General features: G+C 57.3%; 15 protein-coding genes and 1 tRNA gene. 7 read left to right on the forward strand and 9 right to left on the reverse strand.

What is annotated here, in order from left to right:
• Positions 1-328 precede the first annotated feature (328 nt).
• Both MC50_RS11155 and MC50_RS11160 read right to left on the reverse strand, forming a co-directional pair.
• Positions 329-1,189 carry a MurR/RpiR family transcriptional regulator gene (locus MC50_RS11155; protein ID WP_032689755.1) on the reverse strand — a complete coding sequence of 287 codons (861 nt, stop codon included), beginning with the start codon at positions 1,187-1,189 and terminating at the stop codon, positions 329-331.
• A gap of 149 nt (positions 1,190-1,338) precedes the next feature.
• The gene (locus MC50_RS11160; RefSeq protein WP_032697185.1) at positions 1,339-3,252 is read right to left on the reverse strand and encodes a bifunctional 5-dehydro-2-deoxygluconokinase/5-dehydro-2-deoxyphosphogluconate aldolase; all 1,914 of its coding nucleotides are present in this window, start codon (positions 3,250-3,252) and stop codon (positions 1,339-1,341) included.
• Positions 3,253-3,780: 528 nt separating this feature from the next.
• Between MC50_RS11160 and iolD the strand changes: the two genes are divergently transcribed.
• The 4 genes from iolD to iolE are packed head-to-tail and all read left to right on the forward strand — an operon-like array spanning position 3,781 to position 8,632.
• Positions 3,781-5,721: a 3D-(3,5/4)-trihydroxycyclohexane-1,2-dione acylhydrolase (decyclizing) gene (iolD, locus tag MC50_RS11165; RefSeq protein WP_047663862.1), complete on the forward strand. Its 1,941-nt coding sequence runs from the start codon at positions 3,781-3,783 to the stop codon at positions 5,719-5,721.
• A gap of 47 nt (positions 5,722-5,768) precedes the next feature.
• Entirely contained in the window at positions 5,769-6,782 is a 1,014-nt protein-coding gene (locus MC50_RS11170; RefSeq protein ID WP_032697187.1) for a Gfo/Idh/MocA family protein, read from the forward strand.
• A 42-nt stretch (positions 6,783-6,824) separates the two neighbouring features.
• Positions 6,825-7,709: a sugar phosphate isomerase/epimerase family protein gene (locus MC50_RS11175; RefSeq protein ID WP_032689751.1), complete on the forward strand. Its 885-nt coding sequence runs from the start codon at positions 6,825-6,827 to the stop codon at positions 7,707-7,709.
• Positions 7,710-7,732: 23 nt separating this feature from the next.
• Positions 7,733-8,632, forward strand: coding sequence for a myo-inosose-2 dehydratase (gene iolE, locus MC50_RS11180; RefSeq protein ID WP_032689750.1), 900 nt, complete (start codon positions 7,733-7,735; stop codon positions 8,630-8,632).
• Positions 8,633-9,050: 418 nt separating this feature from the next.
• On the opposite strand, the gene MC50_RS11190 is transcribed toward iolE, so the two are convergent.
• Positions 9,051-10,505, reverse strand: coding sequence for a sigma-54 interaction domain-containing protein (locus tag MC50_RS11190; protein ID WP_052135779.1), 1,455 nt, complete (start codon positions 10,503-10,505; stop codon positions 9,051-9,053).
• Between the two features lie 243 nt (positions 10,506-10,748).
• Here MC50_RS11190 and MC50_RS11195 point away from each other — a divergent pair, with 243 nt between their 5' ends.
• Both MC50_RS11195 and MC50_RS11200 read left to right on the forward strand, forming a co-directional pair.
• Positions 10,749-12,146 (forward strand): APC family permease, encoded by a 1,398-nt coding sequence (locus MC50_RS11195; protein WP_032697188.1) that lies wholly within the window; start codon positions 10,749-10,751, stop codon positions 12,144-12,146.
• A 161-nt stretch (positions 12,147-12,307) separates the two neighbouring features.
• Complete coding sequence (locus MC50_RS11200; protein WP_047663868.1) at positions 12,308-14,011, forward strand: amidase; 1,704 nt, start codon at positions 12,308-12,310, stop codon at positions 14,009-14,011.
• An 879-nt stretch (positions 14,012-14,890) separates the two neighbouring features.
• On the opposite strand, the gene MC50_RS11205 is transcribed toward MC50_RS11200, so the two are convergent.
• The 6 genes from MC50_RS11205 to ahr form a co-directional block, all read right to left on the reverse strand.
• Complete coding sequence (locus MC50_RS11205; RefSeq protein ID WP_047663870.1) at positions 14,891-16,195, reverse strand: ABC transporter substrate-binding protein; 1,305 nt, start codon at positions 16,193-16,195, stop codon at positions 14,891-14,893.
• Positions 16,188-17,261: an ABC transporter ATP-binding protein gene (locus MC50_RS11210; protein ID WP_047663872.1), complete on the reverse strand. Its 1,074-nt coding sequence runs from the start codon at positions 17,259-17,261 to the stop codon at positions 16,188-16,190. The genes MC50_RS11205 and MC50_RS11210 overlap by 8 nt, the downstream gene beginning before the upstream one ends.
• Before the next feature lie 5 nt (positions 17,262-17,266).
• Positions 17,267-18,091, reverse strand: coding sequence for a phosphodiesterase (locus MC50_RS11215; protein ID WP_047663874.1), 825 nt, complete (start codon positions 18,089-18,091; stop codon positions 17,267-17,269).
• Positions 18,092-18,101: 10 nt separating this feature from the next.
• On the reverse strand, positions 18,102-18,989 hold the full coding sequence (locus MC50_RS11220) for a carbohydrate ABC transporter permease (RefSeq protein WP_032689739.1): 888 nt from the start codon (positions 18,987-18,989) through the stop codon (positions 18,102-18,104).
• Positions 18,979-19,851 carry a carbohydrate ABC transporter permease gene (locus MC50_RS11225; RefSeq protein WP_047663876.1) on the reverse strand — a complete coding sequence of 291 codons (873 nt, stop codon included), beginning with the start codon at positions 19,849-19,851 and terminating at the stop codon, positions 18,979-18,981. The genes MC50_RS11220 and MC50_RS11225 overlap by 11 nt, the downstream gene beginning before the upstream one ends.
• Before the next feature lie 158 nt (positions 19,852-20,009).
• Positions 20,010-21,029 (reverse strand): NADPH-dependent aldehyde reductase Ahr, encoded by a 1,020-nt coding sequence (gene ahr, locus MC50_RS11235; RefSeq protein WP_032689737.1) that lies wholly within the window; start codon positions 21,027-21,029, stop codon positions 20,010-20,012.
• A gap of 285 nt (positions 21,030-21,314) precedes the next feature.
• On the opposite strand from ahr, the gene MC50_RS11240 reads away from it, so the two are divergent.
• Positions 21,315-21,399, forward strand: a tRNA-Leu gene (locus tag MC50_RS11240).
• Positions 21,400-21,562: the final 163 nt, after the last annotated feature.

Genomic DNA, 21,562 nt, shown 5'->3' on the forward strand with positions numbered 1-21,562 from the left:
GGTACGGCAATCCGGGAGGTTTCCTGAAGGCCGGAGATATTCCCCCGGTGGCGCTGCGCTGACCGGGGCTACAGGGGGGGATGGTTGCCCGGGTAAGGCGCTGGCGCGGAATCCGGGAGGTTTCCTGATGGCCGGAGATATTCCCCCGGTGGCGCTGCGCTGACCGGGGCTACGGGGGGATGGTCGCCCGGATAAGGCGCTGGCGCGGCAATCCGGGAGGTTTCCTGAAGGCCGGAGATATACCCCCGGTGGCGCTGCGCTGACCGGGGCTACGGGGGATGGTTGCCCGGATAAGGCGCTGGCGCGGAATCCGGGAGAGGGGGCAGGGTCAGGCGAGGTTCTGCTGGGTTTGCGGTTCTTTGCTGCTGTTTAGCGCCAGTGACACGGCCAGCGTCTGAGCCAGGCACAGAGAGGCCACCTGGGAGCGGAAACCGTCAACCTGCGCTTCACGTACCACAAAGCAGACATCGCTGAAGGCCGCGAGCGGGCTGACCTGGCTGTCGGTAATCGCAATCTGTCGCGCCTTGCGCTGGGCGCCAAGTTCAACCAGCTCGACAACTTCACGCGCGTAGGGCGAGAAGCTTACGGCGACCACCACATCTTTCGGTCCCACCAGGCTCAGCTGCTCGGTGAACATTCCGCCGAGGCCATCGATCAGAAACGCTTTACGGTCAAGATGACGCAGCGCATAGGTCAAATAGGAGGCGACGCTAAACGAGCGGCGCAGGCCAATCACATAGATATTCTCCGCCTCCGCCAGCAGGGCGACCGCGCGCTCGAGATCATCGCCAGAGGTCTGCATCGCCAGCTGCTGCAGCGCCTGGGTATTCACCATGGTGAACATATTGAGAATTTCAGTCGGCGTTTCCGGCGGCGACGTTTCATCGTTGGTGGTCTGGCGGAACAGGCGCGCGCGTTCGGTATAGTTGGCGGTCTCTTCCATCAGATGCTGTCTGAACATCTGCTTCATTTCGTTAAAGCCGCTAAAGCCGAACGCATTAGCGAAACGGATCAACGTCGATGGCGGGACATCCGCCTGCTGGGCGATGGAGGCGACGGTATCGAAAGCGACGCTATTACTGTTATCCAGAATATAGCGTGCCACCTGTTTTAAGCGTTTGCTTAATGTATCGTAGCGACGCCGGATTTCATCCTGCAGGATGGTCAGTTGGGTCGGATTATTGGCCATAGATTGCGCTCTGAGAAAATGAAAGGAATATAACTTCCAGTGTACCAAATGAAGCGAATTTTTCATTTTTTGCGATGAAATACGCGATTCATTTCACGAAGAAACAGAAAAAAACCCGCACCGGGAGGCGCGGGCGAGTTTTATCGCGGTTAACCGCGGGCTTCACGCCAGTAGTCGATGAGCGTCAGGTAGTTGCGTTTCACCTCGCCAATCAGCGCCTCATCGCTCAGTTCGCCCGCCATCCAGCGCCGTGAAGGCTGGCCAAAAATGGTACGTCCGACGGCGAAGCCTTTGATGATCGGGTGGCCGGCGGCCTCGGCAAACCCGGCGCGCAGCCGATCTGACGGCGCATCGAGGCCAAGGAGCAGGATCCCGCGACACCAGGGATCTTCGCGCGCGATCAGACCCGCGATCTTTTCCCAGCTGGCGCTGGAGAGCGGCGGCAGCTTCCACCAGTCCGGCTGAATGCCGAGCTGGTAAAAATGTTCCAGCATCGTGTGGTAGTGACGCTCGTCTTTATCCGGGCCATTTTCCGGCTGGATCACTTCCAGCAGCAGCTCGTGTCCGGACTTGTTGCAGGCCTGCCAGACTTCCAGCAGCAGCGCATCCTGCTCAGCCCGCAGCGGTGCCGGATCTGCCGGATGATAGAAGACCAGGCATTTCACCACATGCTCCAGCGGCCAGTCGATCAGCTGGGAACCAATGTTGCCGTGTTCCAGACGCAGCGGGCGCGAACCCGGCAGCTCGATAGGGCGACCAATCCACCAGCCTTTACCGGTAATGGCATTCAGCGAGCTCTGACCGTAGGTGCCGTCGGCGAGAATCCCGCTGCGCTGTTCCAGCCCCGCCTCTTTGGCGGCCGCTTCGGCGGCTGCCAGCAGCAGCAGCTTGAGCCGGGGAATAGAGGCCGGATCGCATCCGGTTTCATGGGCCAGATCCGCCAACTGTTTACGATGATCAAAAGCGAAAATGCACAGCTCCGGCCACTGCTGACGGCGGCTGGTGACGCGGTGTAAATGGTTTAATCGCGCATCGATATCCGGACGTGGCACGGATTGCGCCCGCAGCAGATAATCATCCAGCTCGACTTTGGTCGGCATCGCCGGCGCGCAGCCGTGGCGCGAGACCACCAGCGCGCCGCAGGCGTTGGCGTAGCGACACGCCTGCTCCCAGCCTTCATCATTCAGCCAGCCGCGCAGCAGACCGGACATAAAGGCATCGCCCGCGCCCAGCACGTTGAGTACCTCAACCCGTACGCCCTGCTGGAGCGGAATGCTGTCCCAGCTATCGGGAATGTCGCCTTCCAGCACCACGCAGCCCATCGGGCCCCGTTTGCAGACCAGCGTCGCTTTGGTCGCATGGCGGACATTTTTCAGCGCGGTCAGCGTATCGGTACTGCCGCCGGCAATATGGAACTCCTCTTCTGTACCGACCACTAAATCGAACAGATGTAGCACTTCCTGAAGCTGACTGGTGACCGGACCGGATTCGATGAAACGCGTTTCACCGTCACCCAGCGAGGTCAATCCCCACAGCACCGGACGGTAATCGATATCCAGCGCGGTGCGCAGGCCGTGACGGCGGGCGTACTCCAGCGCTTTCAGTACCGCCGCGCGGGTGTTGGGATGAGAGAGGTGCGTGCCCGTTACCGCCAGCGCACGGGAAGAGGCGATGTACTCCTCGTTAATATCCTCAGGCACCAGCGCCATATCGGCACAATTATCACGGTAAAAAATGAGCGGGAAGGTCTCCTGATCTTTAATGCCCAGCATCACCAGCGCGGTGAGACGCTGTTTATCCGTGATCAGGTATTCGGTATCGACCCCGACCCGGCCGAGCGTTTCGCGTAGAAAACGGCCATTGTGCTCATCGCCGACGCGCGCCAGCATGGCTGATTTTAATCCCTGAATGGCGGTACCAAAGGCTACGTTGCCGGAAGAGCCGCCCAGATATTTAGAGAAACTGGCAACATCTTCTAGCCTTGCACCAATCTGCTGGGCATAGAGGTCGACAGCCACCCGGCCAATACAGATGACGTCGAGCCGCTTTACTGCTGCATTCATAGCTAGGTTTTCCTTTTACATATCTGCTGTACGGAAGGGTCGGAATGCCGACAAGGACTCCACACACAGCCTGAGGGTGAACGGATATCCCTAGTTTGAGAAATAAATATTTCATTTGCAAATGAGATCGAAATTAAAAAACCAAAAGTGTGAGGGATCTACCACTCTGCCGCGCCAGGCCCCATTCTGCAAAGGATCGAAGGCGCGGATGACGCCTGCTGTGACAGGGTTCGGTAAGAGAGTGCTTTATGCATGATTTTTAAAGGGATATTTAAGCGGCGGCGCGCCTTGAGCGGCCGAAGGCGGTGTGGCCGGCGTGGGTGAAACGGGTGAAACAGAGAGAGAGTTTGATCCCTCTCGCAAAATGAAATATTTTTTCTGTATTTCTATTTAATGAAAAAAATGTTTGCCTATAATCCAAAAGTATTCCAGTGGACGTTAACGATTTCCCGCGGCTGTGACAAGCGTGTAGTACGGGGAAAACGCGCTAACCCACACACAAATACTGAACAATAAGGATTGTGCAAGATGGGCAAACTGAGACTGACAATGGCACAGGCGCTGGTGAAGTTCCTTGATAACCAGTTTCTCGACGTGGATGGCGAAGAGCATAAATTCGTAAAAGGTATTTTCGCCATCTTTGGCCACGGCAACGTGCTGGGGCTGGGCCAGGCGCTGGAACAAGACAGCGGCGAAATGCGGGTCTTCCAGGGGCGTAACGAACAAGGTATGGCGCACGCCGCCACCGGTTTCGCCCGCCAGTCTCTGCGCCGCCAGATCATTGCCTGCACTTCTTCCGTCGGACCGGGGGCGGCCAATATGATTACCGCCGCCGCGACGGCCACCGCCAACCGTATTCCTCTGCTGCTGCTGCCCGGCGATGTGTTTGCTAGCCGTCAGCCGGATCCGGTGCTGCAGCAGGTTGAGCAAAGTTATGACCTCAGCATCAGCACCAACGACGCCTTCCGGGCCGTCAGCAAATACTGGGATCGCATTACGCGCCCGGAACAGCTGATGAGCGCCTGCATTAACGCGATGCGCGTCCTGACCGATCCGGCGGAAACCGGCGCCGTCACTCTCTGTCTGCCGCAGGATGTGCAGGGCGAAGCCTGGGATTACCCGGAGTCGTTCTTTGTTCGCCGCGTGCATCGTCTCGATCGCCGTCCGGCCAGCGCCGCCCAGCTGGCGGATGCGGTGGCGGCCATTAAGGCCAGCCGTAAACCGCTGATTATTTGCGGCGGCGGGGTGAAATATGCCGGTGCCGGGGAGGCCCTGTCCCGCTTCGCGGAACGCTACAGCATTCCGTTCGCAGAAACTCAGGCCGGGAAAGGGACGGTGGTCTCCTCCCATCCGCTGAACGTCGGCGGCGTCGGCGAAACCGGCTGCCTGGCCGCCAACCTGTTGGCGAAAGAAGCCGATTTGGTTATCGGTATCGGCACCCGCTTTAGCGATTTCACCACCTCATCAAAATGGTTGTTCCAGCACCCCGGCGTGCGCTTTCTGAATGTCAACGTCAGCAACTTCGATGCCTGGAAACTTGACGGTATTCCGCTGCTGGCCGATGCCCGCGAAGCCCTGACGTCACTGGACAGCGCGCTGGCCAGCGAAGGCTGGCAGGCGAACTGGGGCGCGCAGATTGACAGCGTCCAGAGCCGCCAGCTGAAAGAGACCCAGCGCGTCTATCAGGCCGTCTGGCAGGAAGAGGCTTTTGTCCCGGAAGTCGATGATGCTCTCGATCGCGAGTCGGTATATCGGGAATTTCGCCAGATCACCGACTCCACGCTGACCCAGAGCAGCGTGCTGGGGGTACTCAATGAAACGCTTGCGGCGGATGCGGTAATTGTGGCGGCAGCGGGCAGCTTGCCCGGGGATCTGCAGCGCGTCTGGCGCAACCGGGCCCCCAACACCTATCACGTAGAGTACGGCTACTCCTGCATGGGCTATGAAGTGAATGCCGCGCTGGGGGTGAAGCTGGCGCAGCCGCAAACCGAAGTCTATTCCCTGGTCGGAGACGGCTCTTTCATGATGCTGCACTCTGAGCTGGTGACCTCGTTGCAGGAGCGGGCGAAGATCAACGTGGTACTGCTCGACAATATGGCCAACGGCTGCATCAACAACCTGCAGATTGGCCACGGTATGGGCAGCTTCGGCACCGAGTTTCGCTATCGCTCAGCGGAGAACGGGCAGCTGCAGGGCGGCCTGGTGCCGGTCGATTTCGCCACTATTGCGGCGGGCTACGGTTGCAAAACCTGGCGTGTCACCACCCTGAATGAACTGCGTCAGGCGCTGGATGCCGCGCGTCGCGAGACGATCAGCACGCTGATTGATATTAAAGTGCTGCCGAAGACCATGGTGCATTCCTACGGCAGCTGGTGGAACGTCGGCGTCGCCCAAACGGCCTTGTCAGAACGTATTCGCAAAGTTGCTGAAATGATTAATGAAAAACGCGCCGAAGCGCGGGATTACTAGAACAGAACGCTCACCTTGAACCCTACAGAATCACGGAGAAAACCACTATGTCACTCAAATTAGGTGTCATCGGCGCTGGCGCCATCGGGAAAGAACATATCCGTCGTTGTACCCAGGTCTTACAGGGAGCCACCGTGGTGGCGGTGTCGGATATCAATGCGGAGAGCGCACGTGCGGCGGTAGCGCTGCCGGGCGTGCAGGCGGAAATCTACACCGACGGCCACGATGTTATCCAGTCCAGCGATGTCGACGCTATCCTTGTCACCTCGTGGGATCCGACGCACGAAGAGTATACCCTCGCGGCGATCGCCGCCGGCAAACCGGTGTTCTGCGAGAAGCCGCTGGCGATGAGCGCAGAAGGCTGCCGCCGCATAGTCGATGCGGAAATGAAAGCGGGCCGCCGCCTGGTGCAGGTGGGCTTTATGCGCCCTTACGATGAAGGCTACCTGGCGCTGAAAAAAGTCATTGATGATGGTGATATCGGCGCGCCGCTGATGCTGCGCTGCGCCCACCGTAACCAGTCGGTCGGTGAGAACTACACCACCGATATGGCGATCACCAACACCCTGATCCACGAGCTGGACGTGCTGCGCTGGCTGCTCAACGATGACTACTGTTCGGTACAGGTGCGCTTCCCGCGCTCTACTTCCCATACCCACGCGCGTCTGAAAGACCCACAGATCGTGTCGTTTGAAACCAAAAAAGGCACGTTGATCGACGTGGAAGTCTTCGTCAACTGCCAGTACGGCTACGACATCCAGTGCGAAGTGGTGGGCGAAACCGGTATTGCCCGCCTGCCTGAGCCGTCAGCAGTACAGATGCGCAAAGCCGCTAACCTGTCGACCGCCATCCTGACCGACTGGAAGGATCGCTTTATCAAAGCCTACGACGTGGAGCTGCAGGCCTTCATCAATGATGTTCAGGCAGGTCAGCTGCAGGGCCCATCGGCATGGGACGGCTATGCGGCATCCGTGGCTGCTGACGCCTGTATTAAAGCTCAGGGAACCAGCGAGCCGGTTGAGGTGACGCTGCCTGAGTGCCCGGCATTCTACAAACGCTAATCCGCCTCTCGCTTACGGAACTTCTTTGAACAGGTAACGACGATGAAAATTGCTTTCGACGTTGATGTGATTCGCGATCTCGGGATTACCCGGATGGTCCACCAGGTTGCGGAATGGGGTTACAAGTACATTGAGCAATCGCCCCATCCGCAGATTAACCCGTTCTACAAACATCCGCGCGCCGGTCGGGAAGTGATTGCCGAGTACAAACAGGCGCTGCGTGAGACCGGCGTGGAGATCTCCTCGTTTATCTGCGTTTACCGCTGGTCCGGCCCGGATGAACTGCGCCGTCAGGCGGCGGTAAAAAACTGGAAACGGCTGATCGAAGTGGCGGTAGAAATGGGTGTGCAGGTGATCAACACCGAGTTTTCCGGCGATCCGAATCAGCCGGAAATATGCGAAGAGATGTTCTATCGCTCGATGGATGAGCTGCTGCCCATTTTCGAGCGCGAAGGTATTCGCGTGGAGATTCAGGCGCATCCGTGGGACTTCTGCGAAGAGAACAACGAAACCGTCGATATCGTGAAGTCGTTCCGTAGCGAGAATGTGAAGTACGTATACAGCGTTCCGCACACTTTCTTTTATGACAAAGGGAAAGGTGAGGTCGAGAAAATGCTGCGCTATGCGGGAAGCGATCTCTCCCATGTGCTGATCGCCGATACCCGCAACCATACCAAGCACTGCCGCTATATCGTTAATCCGCCGGGCGTGGATGCCGCGGTCCACCAGCATGTGGGCGTTGGCGAGGGGGATGTGGATTTCGACGCGCTGTTCCGCACCCTGCGCGAAATGAAATTTGCCGAGCAGACCTTCAAGGTCGGCGGCGCGCCGATTGTGGCCGCCTCGCTATTTGGCTACCCGGAAAAAATGAAATACCAGGCAGTGGAAACCCGTGAACTCATCGAACGTGAATTGCTGCGTCGCTAAAGCGCGGCAACAGGAGCATTTTTATGAACAAAGATAATGTAAAACTGGCGATCGCCCCTATTGGCTGGACCAACGATGATATGCCTGAACTGGGCAGCGAAAATACCTTTCAGCAGATTGTCAGCGAAATGGCGCTGGCGGGGTTTAGCGGCAGCGAAGTGGGCAGCAAATACCCGCGCGATCCGGCGGTGCTGAAGCCGATGCTGGATATTCGCGGCATTCAGATCTGCAATGCCTGGTTCAGCACCTTTTTTGCCAACGGGCAGCGGGAAAAGACCATTGACGAGTTTGTGAATCACATGAATTTCCTGCACGCGATGGGGGCGAGAGTGATTGGCTGCTCCGAGCAAAGCGGCAGCATTCAGGGGCTGGAAAAACCGATTCTCGGCGAGGCAAAACCCTGCTTCAGCGAGGAAGAGTGGCAGCGCGTCGCCGAAGGCTACAACACGCTGGGGCGCCTGGCCGCTGAGAAGGGCATGCAGGTGTGTCTGCACCACCATATGGGGACCGGTATTCAGACCAGCGAAGAGATCGACAAATTTATGTCGCTGGTCGATGACAAAGTCTTTCTGCTGTACGACACCGGACACGCCTGGTATTCCGAAGGGGGCGAAGCGCCGATGCTGGCGATCCTCAAGAAATACCTGCCGCGTATCAACCACGTGCACCTGAAAGATGTCCGTCCTCCGGTGATTGAGCAGGTTCGTCGCGAAGGGCTGTCATTCCTTGATGGCGTGAAGAAAGGCACCTTCACCGTGCCTGGCGATGGCGTGATCGACTTCCGTCCGGTGTTCAAACTGCTGGACGACCATGGTTACAAAGGCTGGATGGTGGTTGAAGCCGAACAGGATCCGGCGCTGGCTAACCCCTTCGAATACGCCCTCAAAGCGCGTAAATACATTCGTGAAACGGCAGGAATCTAATCGTTGATCCACTTTCAGGCCACACAGCGCTGTGGCCTGTTTTTTTGCCCCATCAGCCAGCAATTTCTCAAGGCGTACAACGAAAAATTACCTCGTTGAGGCCCGGGACTCTGTGCATTCAGATAACAGCGAATGTTCTCTCAAACAAGACAGGATTGGTCAGCCAGGCTGTACCGTCTGCCTGTCGCGCTATTTAGCTGCAGGCTCGGCAATGCGATGTCTGACATCGGTGCTGGTCGGCTAATTCGCAAGGACTCTATGGATCTTCACCAGGCAACAGGTGATATCGGGATATCCCCGTGGTGCAACACGCAACCACCCATGGTGATGGAGGATTATCTCTACGTAAATATATAAACCCGCTGAAAGTGGCTACACAGGCGTCCTGATTTTGTTATTCACGACCGAAGCTGCAAATTCACGCTCTTTTTTCTTCCAGACTGAACATAATATTGTGTTTTTTCACTTTATACTGCAGCGCTCCACGTGAAATTCCCAGCATCCTTGCGGCTTTAGCCACGCACCCATGAGCTTCTTTTAAAGCCTCGATTAAGATCTGGTATTCATACTGCTCAAGTTTATCCGTCAATGTCCCTTCTTCGACGGTAAGGTTTTCACGATAGGTTTCGACCAGAGAAGCGCTTTGCGAGGATGCTTCGGCAGAAAAATGTGTAATGACATCGGTTTCATGATTAAAGAAAAGCTCAGTCAACGGACCCGGCGTTTTTTGAAGTAAGAGACTCCTCACAATGACGTTTTCCAGCATCCTGACGTTACCCGGCCAGTCGTAATCAAGTAGCTGCTTTTCAACCGATGCAAGGAAAGGATAAACATCCTTGTTGCTATTCGCCTGGTGTTTGGCCATAAAATGACGAGCCAGAGGAATAATTTCATCTTTCCTCTCTCTGAGGGGAGGGATAACCACCATACCAATTTCTAACCTGTAGAACAGATCGTCACGTAATCTCTTCTGTCTGATCATATCGAAAGGAGATTCATTCATTGCCGCGATAATGCGGATATCTGCTTTTAGTTCTTTACTACCTCCTACTTTCCAGAATGTCTTCTCCTGTAAAAAACGGAGTATTTTCCCCTGCACATCGACCGGCAACGCATTCAGCTCATCAAGAAACAGCGTGCCTCCATGAGCAAGCTCAAGATAGCCGCGAGTATTTTCTGCGCCAGTGAATCCCCCCTTCACCGTGCCAAAGAGAGTGCTCTCAATGAGCGTGACCGGCAATGCGCCGCAGTTCAGCGCTATAAAGGGTTTATGACGACGGGGGCTGTGATTGTGAACGAAATTCGCCAGTAACTCCTTCCCGGTTCCTGTTTCGCCAATCACCATAACCGGCACATGACTCGCCGCCAGTCGTGCTGCACGATCGAGAACCTGCTGCATCGCTTCTGAATCATGAATAATTTCGGGTTGCTCCCCCGCGTCCCGACTAAATAATTTTTCATTGAGCACAGACAAATGACGCTGCAACTTCCGAAAACGGGAAAGATCCTGGCCTGACTCGATGACACCCATTATCTTCCCGGAGGAGTTGAAGAGTGGCACCGTTGTATGCTGATAATCAATCAGTTTACCGCTGGGAGTATAATAACTTTTCTGGTGATTAATTGATTCCTCACCATATTGCAGCGCCCTGAGCATTTCATTGTCATCAGCATGAATGGAAGGAAAAGCCCTAAGCATGTGTCTGCCGAGAACATCCTTACGCTGACACTCATCCAGATCGGCATTTTCCTGGTTGTAATAAACATGTTCCCCTGCCACATTCAGGACCGAAAAAGGCTGGCCAAGGACATCAAAAAAACGCTCAAAAACTTTTATTGCCGCCTGTAATTCGTGATCAATATCAACTTTCACTTTTTTTCCTCCCGACTGATTAAAATCTGGCGCCCTGCTTAAATTTAAGCGAAGTGATGATTTTTGGCTATGGGTATTTTTTGCTAAATATGCATAAATTCAATAAGTTAAAAATGTAAAATAACTGGCATATGTATTGCTTTATTAACCTCAGCAGGATGAATGATAAACGACAACGCGTTAATAGCTACCCGATATGTACCGGGAAATTAATAAACCGTCAAATATAACAGGAAGCCTCTTATGGACTCACAAAGTAATAAGGGAAGAATGGGAATAACACAAATTTCATTATTTTGTATGTGTGCGGTTATTGTCCTTGAAACGCTTACTGCTTCGGCAGCAATAGGCCCCAGCGGTCTTTTCTGGTGGGGGATAACTTTAATATTTTTCATTGTCCCTTACTCATTGATCACTTCAGAGCTGGGTACGGCTTATCCTGCGGAAGGCGGTATATATGACTGGATCCGCAGGGCTTTTGGTGCACGTATGTCAACCAGAGCCGTTTATTTATACTGGTTGGCCGGTGGCCTTTGGATGCCGGCAGGGTATATTCTCTTCGCCGGTATGTTTGCTCGTGTTTTTATGCCGGAATTGTCCCTGATGTGGCAGGTGGCAATAGTTCTGGTGATGAGCTGGCTCACGATCGCTTTCATTAATTTTAAAACCAGCGTGGGTATCTGGCTGACAGTCTCCGGGGCAATTTTTAAAATTACCGTGATAATGATCCTTGGTATCGCCGGGTTTTATCATCTGTTTGTGCATGGGCCTGCCAACGAATTTTCGCTTCAGACGATGCTCCCTTCAGCATCTTCAGGTATCGGGTTCCTGGCCGTCATTGTTTATAACCTTGTCGGATTAGAGCTGGTTGCCTGTATGGGTAAAGAGCTTCGCAATCCTGTGAGAGATATGCCCCGGGCCATTCTTTTAGCTTCTCTGGCCATTGCTTTCCTTTACGTGTTCGGCTCCATGGGGATTCTGATGGCCATTCCCCTGGAAAATCTCAATCTTGTTTCCGGTATAGTCGATGCCCTTGGTCCGTTGCTTGGGGAAGGCAGTCCACTCATTATTCTGGTCTGTGTCTTTTTTATGCTTTCGATTGTTGGTAACCAGGTGACGTGGGCTATGGCGCCCAGTCGTGCTGCAGCCGAAGCCGCGAGAGAAGGTGAACTACCCGCTTTTATTGGTCGTTGGCACCCCAGGAACAATACACCTTACTGGGCTAATCGTATTTTGGGAATCGTTTCGACAGTTATAACTTTAGTTTACGCCTGGTTTGCCCAAGGGGATAATGCAAACATGTTCTGGTCAATTTTCTCTTTTTCCAGTGCCTGTATTATTATCAGCTACCTTTTATTTTTCGCCTCATTTATTAAGCTACGCATTTGTGATACATCCACGCCTAGACCATTTAAAGTACCGGGGGGATTGCCAGTTGCCATCGGCTGCTCGCTGTTGTGCATGGTGTTTATTTTTATGTGCGCCATGCTATTTATTTTCCCGGATTTACCCAAAGGCATTATTGAGTGGCACCATAGTGGCCCAATCCTGTCGGGAGTCATTATTGTCCTGGCTGTGGGGGACATTATTATTCGGCGCGCTGAAAAGTCCCATGAAAAACTAACGCAAGCCGTAAATTAATGTTTTGAGGATAGTAATAAATTAACCAGAGAATAAGTCCTTAACGTAAATAATCCTGATAAAGGAGTATGGTCTATGAAAAAGAGCGATGAGAACTGCAATATGTCTGGCTCGGGAGAGCGAAACAATCAATCATTCATTTTGATCCAGGAGGGAGCAGCATGTTCGAAGTAACCGAGGTGTCTATTGCCGAGCTGCGAAAAGCGCTTGAGTCAGGTCAAACCACAGCGGTCGAGCTGGTTAAGGCTTATCTTGCCCGAATAGATGCCTACAATGGCCCCGAGACGCAGACTAAATTGAATGCTGTGGTTGTACGTAACCCTGATGCGCTCGCGGAAGCAGAGGCCTCGGACGCGCGTCGTGCCCGTGGCGAACCCTTGGGTCCACTGGATGGCATACCTTATACCGCTAAGGACAGCTATTTAGTTAAGGGCCTTACCGCCGCTGCCGGTAGCCCGGCCTTTAAGGATTTAATTGCCCAGTACGATGCGTTTGCCGTCGAGCGCTTACGCACCGCAGGTGCCATCTGCCTGGGTAAAACCAACATGCCGCCAATGGCTAATGGCGGTATGCAGCGAGGTCACTACGGGCGCGCTGAAAGTCCGTATAACGCCGATTATCTTACCGCACCGTTCGCCTCCGGTTCTTCTAATGGTGCCGGTACGGGTACAGCGGCGAGTTTCTCCGCATTTGGCCTGGCTGAAGAAACCTGGTCGAGCGGCCGAGGCCCTGCTTCTAATAATGGTCTGTGTGCTTATACGCCGTCACGCGGCGTGATTTCTGTTCGCGGTAACTGGCCGTTGACGCCAACAATGGATGTGGTGGTACCTTACGCCCGTACGATGGTCGACCTGCTTGAAGTTCTGGATGTTGTTGTTGCCGACGATCCAATAACTCGTGGCGACCTGTGGCGGCTGCAGCCCTGGGTGAAAATACCCAAATCTTCGGAGGTTCGGCCTGCTTCCTACCTGGAGCTCAACGTCAAACCCGATACGCTTAAAGGCAAACGCTTCGGCGTGCCGCGGATGTTTATTAATAAAGATGAGTTGGCCGGTACGGGTGAAAATCCCGGTATTGGTGGGCCAACCGGTCAACGCATTCATACGCGCGCTTCGGTGATAGACCTTTGGGAAGCCGCGCGAAAAACACTGGAAGAGGCTGGCGCAGACGTTGTGGAAGTGGATTTCCCGCTGGTATCAAACTGCGAAGGTGACCGTCCCGGTGCGCCAACCGTATTTAATCGTGGGATCGTCTCGCCAGAGTTCCTCAATGATGAGCTCTGGGAACTGTCTGGCTGGGCTTTTGACGAATTCCTGCGCGCCAACGGTGACCCTGAACTTAACAAACTGGCGGATGCCAACGGTCCCCTTATATTCCCGCACGATCTGGGCACGCTCCCGAACCGCGAAGGCGATCTCGCGGCGGGCATGGAGGAGTATGTCAATATGGCCAAACGTGGCCTCAAAGCGTACAACCAAATCGCAAGCGTACCGGATGGTCTGCGCGGTCTGGAGAAAACGCGTAAGTTGGATCTGGAAGAGTGGATGGACGAGCTCAGACTTGATGCCGTACTGTTCCCGACCGTGGCTGACGTCGGACCGGCGGATGCGCATATCAACCCTGCTTCGGCCGATATCGCCTGGAGCAATGGCGTCTGGGTCGCTAACGGTAACCTCGCCATTCGTCACCTGGGTGTCCCGACCGTTACCGTCCCCATGGGGGTGATGGCCGATATAGGTATGCCTGTAGGTCTCACCTTCGCCGGTCGGGCTTATGACGACAATAATCTGCTCCGCTTTGGGTCGGCTTTTGAAGCAACCGGTAGTCAACGTCTGGTACCGCCGCGCACACCTCCTCTGCGTTAATCAGGCTGGGCTGCCGGATTTGTGGACTGTCTCTTGAGCAGAGGATCCGCTCAAGAGACAGGTGTAAGGGAAAGGTCGTGACGCCACGTCCGCACTTTATTGCTGGCGATAGGGAAATACGTGAGACAGATTTTAAATCCGTATTAACCATTTATGCATATTTATTCCGGGCGGCGGGGCAAACCCCTTGCCCGGGCTATGGTACGGCGCTGGTCAGTAGCCCCGGTAAGCGCAGCGCCAGCGGGGAGGTTCCCGGGCGGCGGGGTAAACCCCTTGCCCGGGCTACGGTACGGCGCTGGTCAGTAGCCCCGGTAAGCGCAGCGCCAGTGGGGAGGTTCCCGGGCGGCGGGGCAAACCCCTTGCCCGGGCGACGATACGGCGCTGGTCAGTAGCCCCGGTAAGCGCAGCGCCAGCGGGGAGGTTCCCGGGCGGTGGGGTAAACCCCTTGCCCGGGCTACGGTGCGGCACTGGTCAGTAGCCCCGGTAAGCGCAGCGCCACCGGGGAGCACGTTCCCGGGCGGTGGGGTAAACCCCTTGCCCGGGCGACGGTACGGCGCTGGTCAGTAGCCCCGGTAAGCGCAGCGCCAGCGGGGAGGTTCCCGGGCGGCGGGGCAAACCCCTTGCCCGGGCGACGGTACGGCGCCGGTCAGTAGTCCGGTAAGCGCAGCGCCAGCGGAGAGGTTCCCGGGCGGCGGGGTAGACCCCTTGCCCGGGCTACGGTGCGGCGCTGGTCAGTAGCCCCGGTAAGCGCAGCGCTAGCGGGGGAGCACGTTCCCGGGTGGCGGGGTAAACCCTTTGCCCGGGCGACGGTGCGGCGCTGGTCAGTAGCCCCGGTAAGCATAGCGCCACCGGGGAGAGGCGCCGGAGCGACAAGGGAGCTTACTTCACCTCAGCAAGGGCGGTTTTGTCGACGTAGGGCTTCATCAGCGCGTCGGCCTCTTTCTGCGCCGTCTGCACCGCCGCTTCCGGCGTCACTTTGGCGTCGTTAACCACCGCCGCCAGCTGGTTCTCCATCGCTTTACGCACGGCGACGGTCTCCCAGGTGGAGTACCACGGATGGGCGTACTTCAGCTGCTCCAGAGCAATTGCCGCGCGCGGATCCTGCTGCAGATAGGCCTTCATCTCCGGCGTATCGTAGGCGGCTTTGCGCGGCGAGAAGTAGCCAGTGAAGCGGCTCCATGCGCCGTTGACCTGCGGACTCACCAGATACGTCAGGAACTGATAGGCCACTTTCTTCTGCGCGTCGTTGATACCTTTAAAGCTCACCAGGCTGGCGCCGCCGATCGGTACCGCGCGCTGCTCTTTCGCCGGCAGCATCGCCACTCCGAGCTCAAAATCTTTGCTGTTCTCGCGCATAAAGCCCAACGCGCCGGTGCTGAGCATCGCCATCCCCACCTTACCGGAGAAGAAGCTGGCGCTGATCTGCTTCGAGTTGAGGACGCCGGAGGGCATCACTTTGTCTTTGTAGATCAGATCCTGCCAGAAGCGCAGCGCCCCGATGGTGGTCGGCGCGTTGTAGTAGACCTCGCCGGGATAGTCTTCGTTAAAGTATTTTCCGCCGTTGGCGCGTACCAGCGCCGAGAAGATCCAGCCGCCGTAGTCGTCGTTGGTCGACGGCAGCATGATCCCCCACTGACCTTTGCTCTCGTCGGTCAGCTTTTTGGCATCCGCCAGCAGTTCGGCCCAGGTCTGCGGCGGCTGTGTGATCCCGGCCTGCTCGAACATCGTTTTGTTGTAGTAGAGGATCGGCGTCGAGTTATGGAACGGGATCGCGTAAGTGGTGCCCATCACCTGGGCGTTCTTGTGCATCGCCGGCCAGAACTCGTTGACCAGGAACTCCCCCGCTTTTTGATCGCCATAGCGGAACAGCTCGTCCATCGGCAGGATCTCATCCTTTAGCGCCAGGTCGGTGGTGAAGTTGGCGGACATGATCACCAATGCCGGCGGCTGCCCGGCCTTCTGCGCCGATTCGGCTTTGATCTTGGTGGTGTCGTAGTTGCCGGTGAAGATCCCGCGCACTTCGACATCCTGCTGCGAATCGTTAAAGGCTTTGATGACGCGGGTCATCTCCATGGTCAGCTTGCCGTCTACCGGCGCCGGAAACATGAAATCGATCTTCTCTTTCGCCAGCGCCGTGCCGCAGAGGGCAAGCGAAAGCCCGACGGCTGTCAGGGTTTTAAGCATGGTCAATCTCCTGGAGTAAATTGTGCTGTTGCTCAGCATGAAAAAGATGAATATCCCCGGGCGAAAAGCCGAGGGTCAGCGTGTCGCCTTTCTCCGGCACCGCGCCGCGATGGCGGCGGCTAAAGCGCAGGGTGCCGATGGGGGTGCTGACGTGGAGCAGGTAATCGGCTCCCATCAGTTCTCGTTGCAGCATGGTGGCAGAGAGGCGCATGTGGCCCTCCTCCACGCGATCGCTGATATGTTCCGGACGAATGCCGAACCAGACCCGGGGCTCGTCGCGATAGCGCGACGGCAGCGGATGGCGCAGGTCGCCGAGCCGTACCTCGCCGTCGGCGCAGGGCAGCGACAGCAGGTTCATCGCCGGCGAGCCGATAAACCCGGCGACGAACAGGTTGGCCGGATGGGCGTAGAGGTACTCCGGCCGCCCGACCTGCTGGACGTGGCCGCCGTTCATCACCACGATGCGGTCGGCCATCGACATCGCCTCGGTCTGGTCATGGGTGACGTAGACGGTGCTGGTTTTCAGCTGCTGGTGAAGATCCATAATGCTGTCGCGCACTTCGCTGCGCAGGCGCGCGTCGAGGTTGGAGAGCGGCTCGTCCATCAGGAACAGCCGCGGGTTGCGCACGATGGCGCGGGCCATCGCCACCCGCTGGCGCTGGCCGCCGGAGAGCTTCGCCGGCTTGCGGTCCAGCAGCGTTTCCAGCTGCAGCATCTGCGCCACTTTATCGACCCGCGGCTGCCAGCTGGCCTTATCTTCTTTGCGCACCTTCATGCCGAAGGTGATGTTGTCCTGTACCGACAGGTGCGGGAACAGGGCGTAGTTCTGGAAGATCATCGCGAAGTTGCGCTCGCGCGGCGACAGGGCGGTGATGTTCTGGTCGTGCAGCCAGATTTCCCCCTCGCTCACCGGCTCCAGCCCGGCGAGCAGGCGCAGCAGGGTGCTTTTGCCGCAGCCGGAGGGGCCGACCAGCACCACAAACTCGCCTTCGTGAATATCGAGGGAGAGGGCGTCGAGGGCCGGTTTACCGTCAAAACGCTTACTGATGTTTTGCAAACTAAGCATGAGGATTAGCGCTCTTCCGTTGGGCAACTGATGTTTTCGTCATACAGCCACGGCCCGGCGTGGTGGCTCAGCGCGTGCTGGTAGCTGACCCACTGCTCGCCGACCTGGCGGTGCATCAGGCATGACGCCGGTGACAGGTCGTAGTACGGGCGGCGGTCCTCGTGGAAATAGGGCACCTGATGGACGGTGCCCGGCACGGTGGAGATGATCGCCTGGCGATACTGGGTCAGGGTCAGGCTGTGGTTATGGCCGCAGAAGATGCGCGTCAGGGAAGGGAAGCGCTCCACCAGCGCCAGCAGGCGATGGCCGTTTTCGCAGGCGATGGGATCCATCTGGGCGTTGCCCAGCGCCAGCGGCGGGTGGTGCATAAACACCGTCGCCGGCTTGTCGCCGCCGTCGAACAGCTGGGCCTCCAGCCATTTAATGGTTTCGTCCGTCAGCCAGCCGCTGGAGGTGCCGGCGCGGCTGGAGTCGATAAACAGCAGGCGGGTGGCGAAGTCGTCCACCGCGTAATGCATGTTCTGCGGGTCGCTGCCGAGCTGCGGGCACAGCGGGTGCAGGTATTCGAGAAACAGTTCTTTATCGTCGTGGTTGCCGGGGATCAGATACAGCGGATAGTTCAGGCTGCCGAGGATCTGGCGGGCAACTTCGTACTCCTGCGGGCGGCCGCAGTTGACGATATCGCCGCTGACCACCACCGCGTCCGGGCGCTCCGTCAGGGCGTTGAGCTGGGAGACCACGTCGGCGTTGGCGGCGTTGACGTCGATAAAGCCGTACAGCTTCTGCCCGTGGCTGCGGAAATGGGTATCGGAAATCTGGGCTAACAGCATAGATAACTCCTTATTTGATCCCGGAGAAGCCGAAGCTTCGCAGGAACTGTTTCTGGAAAAGGATGAACGCCAGCATCAGCGGCAGGCAGACCATCAGCGTCCCGGCGCCGATGGTGCCCCACTGGCCGCCGGATTCGGCGCCCATAGCGAAGGAGACCAGCCCCACGGTCAGCACCTGCTTATCGGGATCGTTGAGCATCATCAGCGGCCACAGATACTCGTTCCAGTGGTAGGTAATGCTGACGGTGGCGAAGGCCAGCACCGACGGCCAGGACATCGGCAGCAGCACGCGGAACAGCACCTGCCACCAGCGGCAGCCCTCCATCAGGGCGGCTTCTTCCAGCTCTTTGGGGATGGCGAGGAACGCCTGGCGCATCAGGAACACGCCGAACGCCGAGGTGAAGTAGGGCATCATCACCCCGGTGAGGGTGTTGAGCAGGCCGAAGGTCTTCAGGGTCAGCATGTTCGGCACCATCATCACCACCGGCATGATCATCAGCTGGACGAGGAACAGCAGGAACAGGGTCTGCTTGCCGCGGAACTGGTGGCAGGCGAAGACATAGCCGGCGGTGGTGATGGTCAACAGCTGCACGAAGAAGGTGCCGAAGGTGAAGATCAGGGTATTGGCGTACAGGCTTAGCCAGTCGGCGCTGGCCCAGGCGTCGCGGAAGTTATCCAGCGTCAGCGGCAGGCGCGGCAGCAGCGAGGCCATATCCTCGCCGAAGGTGGTGGCGCTGAAGGCGGTGGCCAGCATCCAGATAAACGGGCTGACCCACAGCAGGGCCAGGCAGCACATCAGCACGCTGAGGGTGAACGGCTGCGAGCGACGCAGGCGCAGCCACAGCGGGGATGAGGCGACCGGCGAACGAACAACCAGCGGCGAGGCTTCAGCGCTCATAGTGGGCTCCTTTCTCCAGCAGTTTGAGGTTAAGCAGCGAGAAGGCGAACAGCCCGCCCAGGGTCAGGAAGGTGGCGGCGGAGGCTTTGCCGAGGTCGTGGGTATCCCACGCCAGATTCTGGATGTAGTAGAGCAGCACGGTGGTGGCGTTGTCCGGCCCGCCGCGGGTCATCACCGCCACGTGGTCAATCTGGGTGATGGAGTAGATCAGCGCGGTGGTGATGACGAAGCTCAGGGTCGGGCGCAGCAGCGGCAGGGTGACCTTAAAGAACACCTGGCTGCGGGTGGCGCCTTCCATGATCGCCGCTTCGCGCGTTGAGGCCGGGATGCTCTGCAAGCCGGCGAGGAAGAACAGCATGTAGTAGCCGGCGAACTTCCATACGCCGATCAACGCCAGCGCCAGCAGGGCGCTGTTGCTGCGCCCCAGCCAGTTGTTGTTCATTGGTCCGAACAGCTTCGCCAGATAGTGGTCGAGCAGGCCGAGGCCGGGCATAAAGATAAACAGCCACAGCGCGGCGGCGCTGACCATCGGGATAATCATCGGGAAGAAGAAGGCGGTGCGCAGCCAGCGGTTAACACGGTGGTTTTCGCTCAGTGCCACCGCCAGCAGCAGGGCCAGCGTTACGCCGGGGACCACGGTCAGCAGGATATAGAGCAGGTTGTTGAGCAGCGACTGCCAGAAGACGTTATCGGCGAACAGACGGACGAAGTTATCCAGCCCGACGAACGGCGCGCCGTCGCTGGCCATGCGGGTGTCGAACAGGCTGTCGTACACCGAGCGGCCCAGCGGGAACCAGGTAAACAGCAGTAAAAACAGCAGGGAAGGCGACAGTATCAGCCAGGGGAGCCAGGTTTTTCTCATGGTGGCAGACGTCTCGTTCAGGCGTTTATGGAAGCCCGGATTGTGGGAACGAATGACTGCAAGGGGATGGCGGGGAGATGACCGTTTAATGAACCTTCAGCGGACGTCGGCCGAGGGAACAGGCCGGGCAGACGCGCCGCCCGGCGGAGAAGGGGGGGTTAGAAGTCGGCTTTCAGCACCACGCGATAGCGGGCTTTACCCTCGCGCACGTGTTTTAGCGCTTCGTTGATCTGCGACATCGGGAACAGCTCGGTGGTGGGGGCCACTTTGCTGCGCCCGGCAAACTTCATCAGCTTACGCAGCTCGGACGGATTGCCGGTGGCCGAACCGGAGATGCTGCGGTCGCCGCCAATCAGGGTAAAGGCGGGGACCTGCAGCGGCTTCATCACCGCACCGACGGTATGGAAGTTGCCGCCGTAGGCCAACGCTTCGAAGTACGGCTGCCATTCGAGATCTACCGCCACGGTGTTAATGATCAGGTCAAACTGACCAGCCAGCGCTTTTAAAGCTTCAGGATCGCGGCTGTTGACCACCCGATCGGCGCCCATCGCCAGCACTTCCTGCTCTTTCGCCGGGTTGGAGCTGAAGGCGGTGACTTCGGCACCCATGGCGCGCAGCAGTTTAATGGCGATATGGCCGAGGCCGCCGATACCAATGACGCCCACGCGGCTGGTGGCGGTGACGTGGTGCATCAGCAGCGGTTTAAAGACGGTGATCCCGCCGCACAGCATCGGGCCGGCGGATTCGATATCGATACTCTCCGGCAGGGGGATCACCCACTGCCAGTCGGCGCGCAGCTTGTCGGCGAAGCCGCCGCGGTTGATGATGGTTGGCACCGAGCCTTCGAGGCAGTTGATTTGGTTGCCGCTGATGCAGGCATCGCAGTGCCCGCAGCTGCGCGCCGTCCAGCCGATGCCCACCTTCTGGCCAACCTTCAGCCCTTTATCCTGCGCCGCGCTGCCCAGCGCCGCCACGCGGCCAATCACCTCATGGCCGGCAACCAGCGGATAGCTCGACATGCCCCATTCGTTGTCGATCATCGACAGGTCGGAGTGGCAGATGCCGCAGTATTCAACCTGCACTTCGACATCTTGCGGCAGGAGTTCGCCTGCGTCGTACTCCCACAGCGACAGATCGGCGCCCGCTTCTTTGGCGGCGTAGCTTTTAATTGTGCTCATCACGATTTCCTTGGTTTGGCGTAGATAAACAGAAAGTGTAGAGCATGGGGCGGAGCGACGCTTGGCAGAAGGAGGCAGGTAGACGGGGTAATCGAAGAGGGAAGGGGAAGGAGAGGTCGAGCGGGGGGAAACTTGTCGGGCAGGAGAGAAGGAAAATGTGACGTGAGACGGTCCTGAGCAGGCCGGGCGCTGTTTTTTTCGACACTTAGCGTGGCGGAGACACGCTGCTGCTTGCATGGCGGCTATCGACAGGTATAATCCACAACGTTTCCGTATCCCTTCAGTGCCGAAGTGGCGAAATCGGTAGACGCAGTTGATTCAAAATCAACCGTAGAAATACGTGCCGGTTCGAGTCCGGCCTTCGGCACCATCGGAACATCAATAGACGTCAACGGACGTCTTTTTTTGTGCCTGAAATCCAGTATCCGCAAGGCTTTCCTCGCTTTTTCACTCAACCTAAGTCAACCTGATTCAATCTACATCAACTTACTGATGCGGGTACAACTGCGGGTATATCCCGGTTCGATAATGTT

Source organism: Klebsiella planticola, assembly GCF_000783935.2.
Classification (GTDB): domain Bacteria; phylum Pseudomonadota; class Gammaproteobacteria; order Enterobacterales; family Enterobacteriaceae; genus Klebsiella; species Klebsiella planticola.

Coding starts and splice junctions, on each gene's coding strand:
- MC50_RS11215 (WP_047663874.1), bottom strand. CDS start 18,091: ATGCTGTTAGCCCAGATTTCCGATACCCATTTCCGCAGCCACGGGCAG.
- MC50_RS11195 (WP_032697188.1), top strand. CDS start 10,749: ATGGACTCACAAAGTAATAAGGGAAGAATGGGAATAACACAAATTTCA.
- iolE (WP_032689750.1), top strand. CDS start 7,733: ATGAACAAAGATAATGTAAAACTGGCGATCGCCCCTATTGGCTGGACC.
- MC50_RS11225 (WP_047663876.1), bottom strand. CDS start 19,851: ATGAGAAAAACCTGGCTCCCCTGGCTGATACTGTCGCCTTCCCTGCTG.
- MC50_RS11170 (WP_032697187.1), top strand. CDS start 5,769: ATGTCACTCAAATTAGGTGTCATCGGCGCTGGCGCCATCGGGAAAGAA.
- MC50_RS11205 (WP_047663870.1), bottom strand. CDS start 16,195: ATGCTTAAAACCCTGACAGCCGTCGGGCTTTCGCTTGCCCTCTGCGGC.
- MC50_RS11200 (WP_047663868.1), top strand. CDS start 12,308: ATGTTCGAAGTAACCGAGGTGTCTATTGCCGAGCTGCGAAAAGCGCTT.
- MC50_RS11175 (WP_032689751.1), top strand. CDS start 6,825: ATGAAAATTGCTTTCGACGTTGATGTGATTCGCGATCTCGGGATTACC.
- MC50_RS11155 (WP_032689755.1), bottom strand. CDS start 1,189: ATGGCCAATAATCCGACCCAACTGACCATCCTGCAGGATGAAATCCGG.
- MC50_RS11160 (WP_032697185.1), bottom strand. CDS start 3,252: ATGAATGCAGCAGTAAAGCGGCTCGACGTCATCTGTATTGGCCGGGTG.
- MC50_RS11220 (WP_032689739.1), bottom strand. CDS start 18,989: ATGAGCGCTGAAGCCTCGCCGCTGGTTGTTCGTTCGCCGGTCGCCTCA.
- ahr (WP_032689737.1), bottom strand. CDS start 21,029: ATGAGCACAATTAAAAGCTACGCCGCCAAAGAAGCGGGCGCCGATCTG.
- MC50_RS11210 (WP_047663872.1), bottom strand. CDS start 17,261: ATGCTTAGTTTGCAAAACATCAGTAAGCGTTTTGACGGTAAACCGGCC.
- iolD (WP_047663862.1), top strand. CDS start 3,781: ATGGGCAAACTGAGACTGACAATGGCACAGGCGCTGGTGAAGTTCCTT.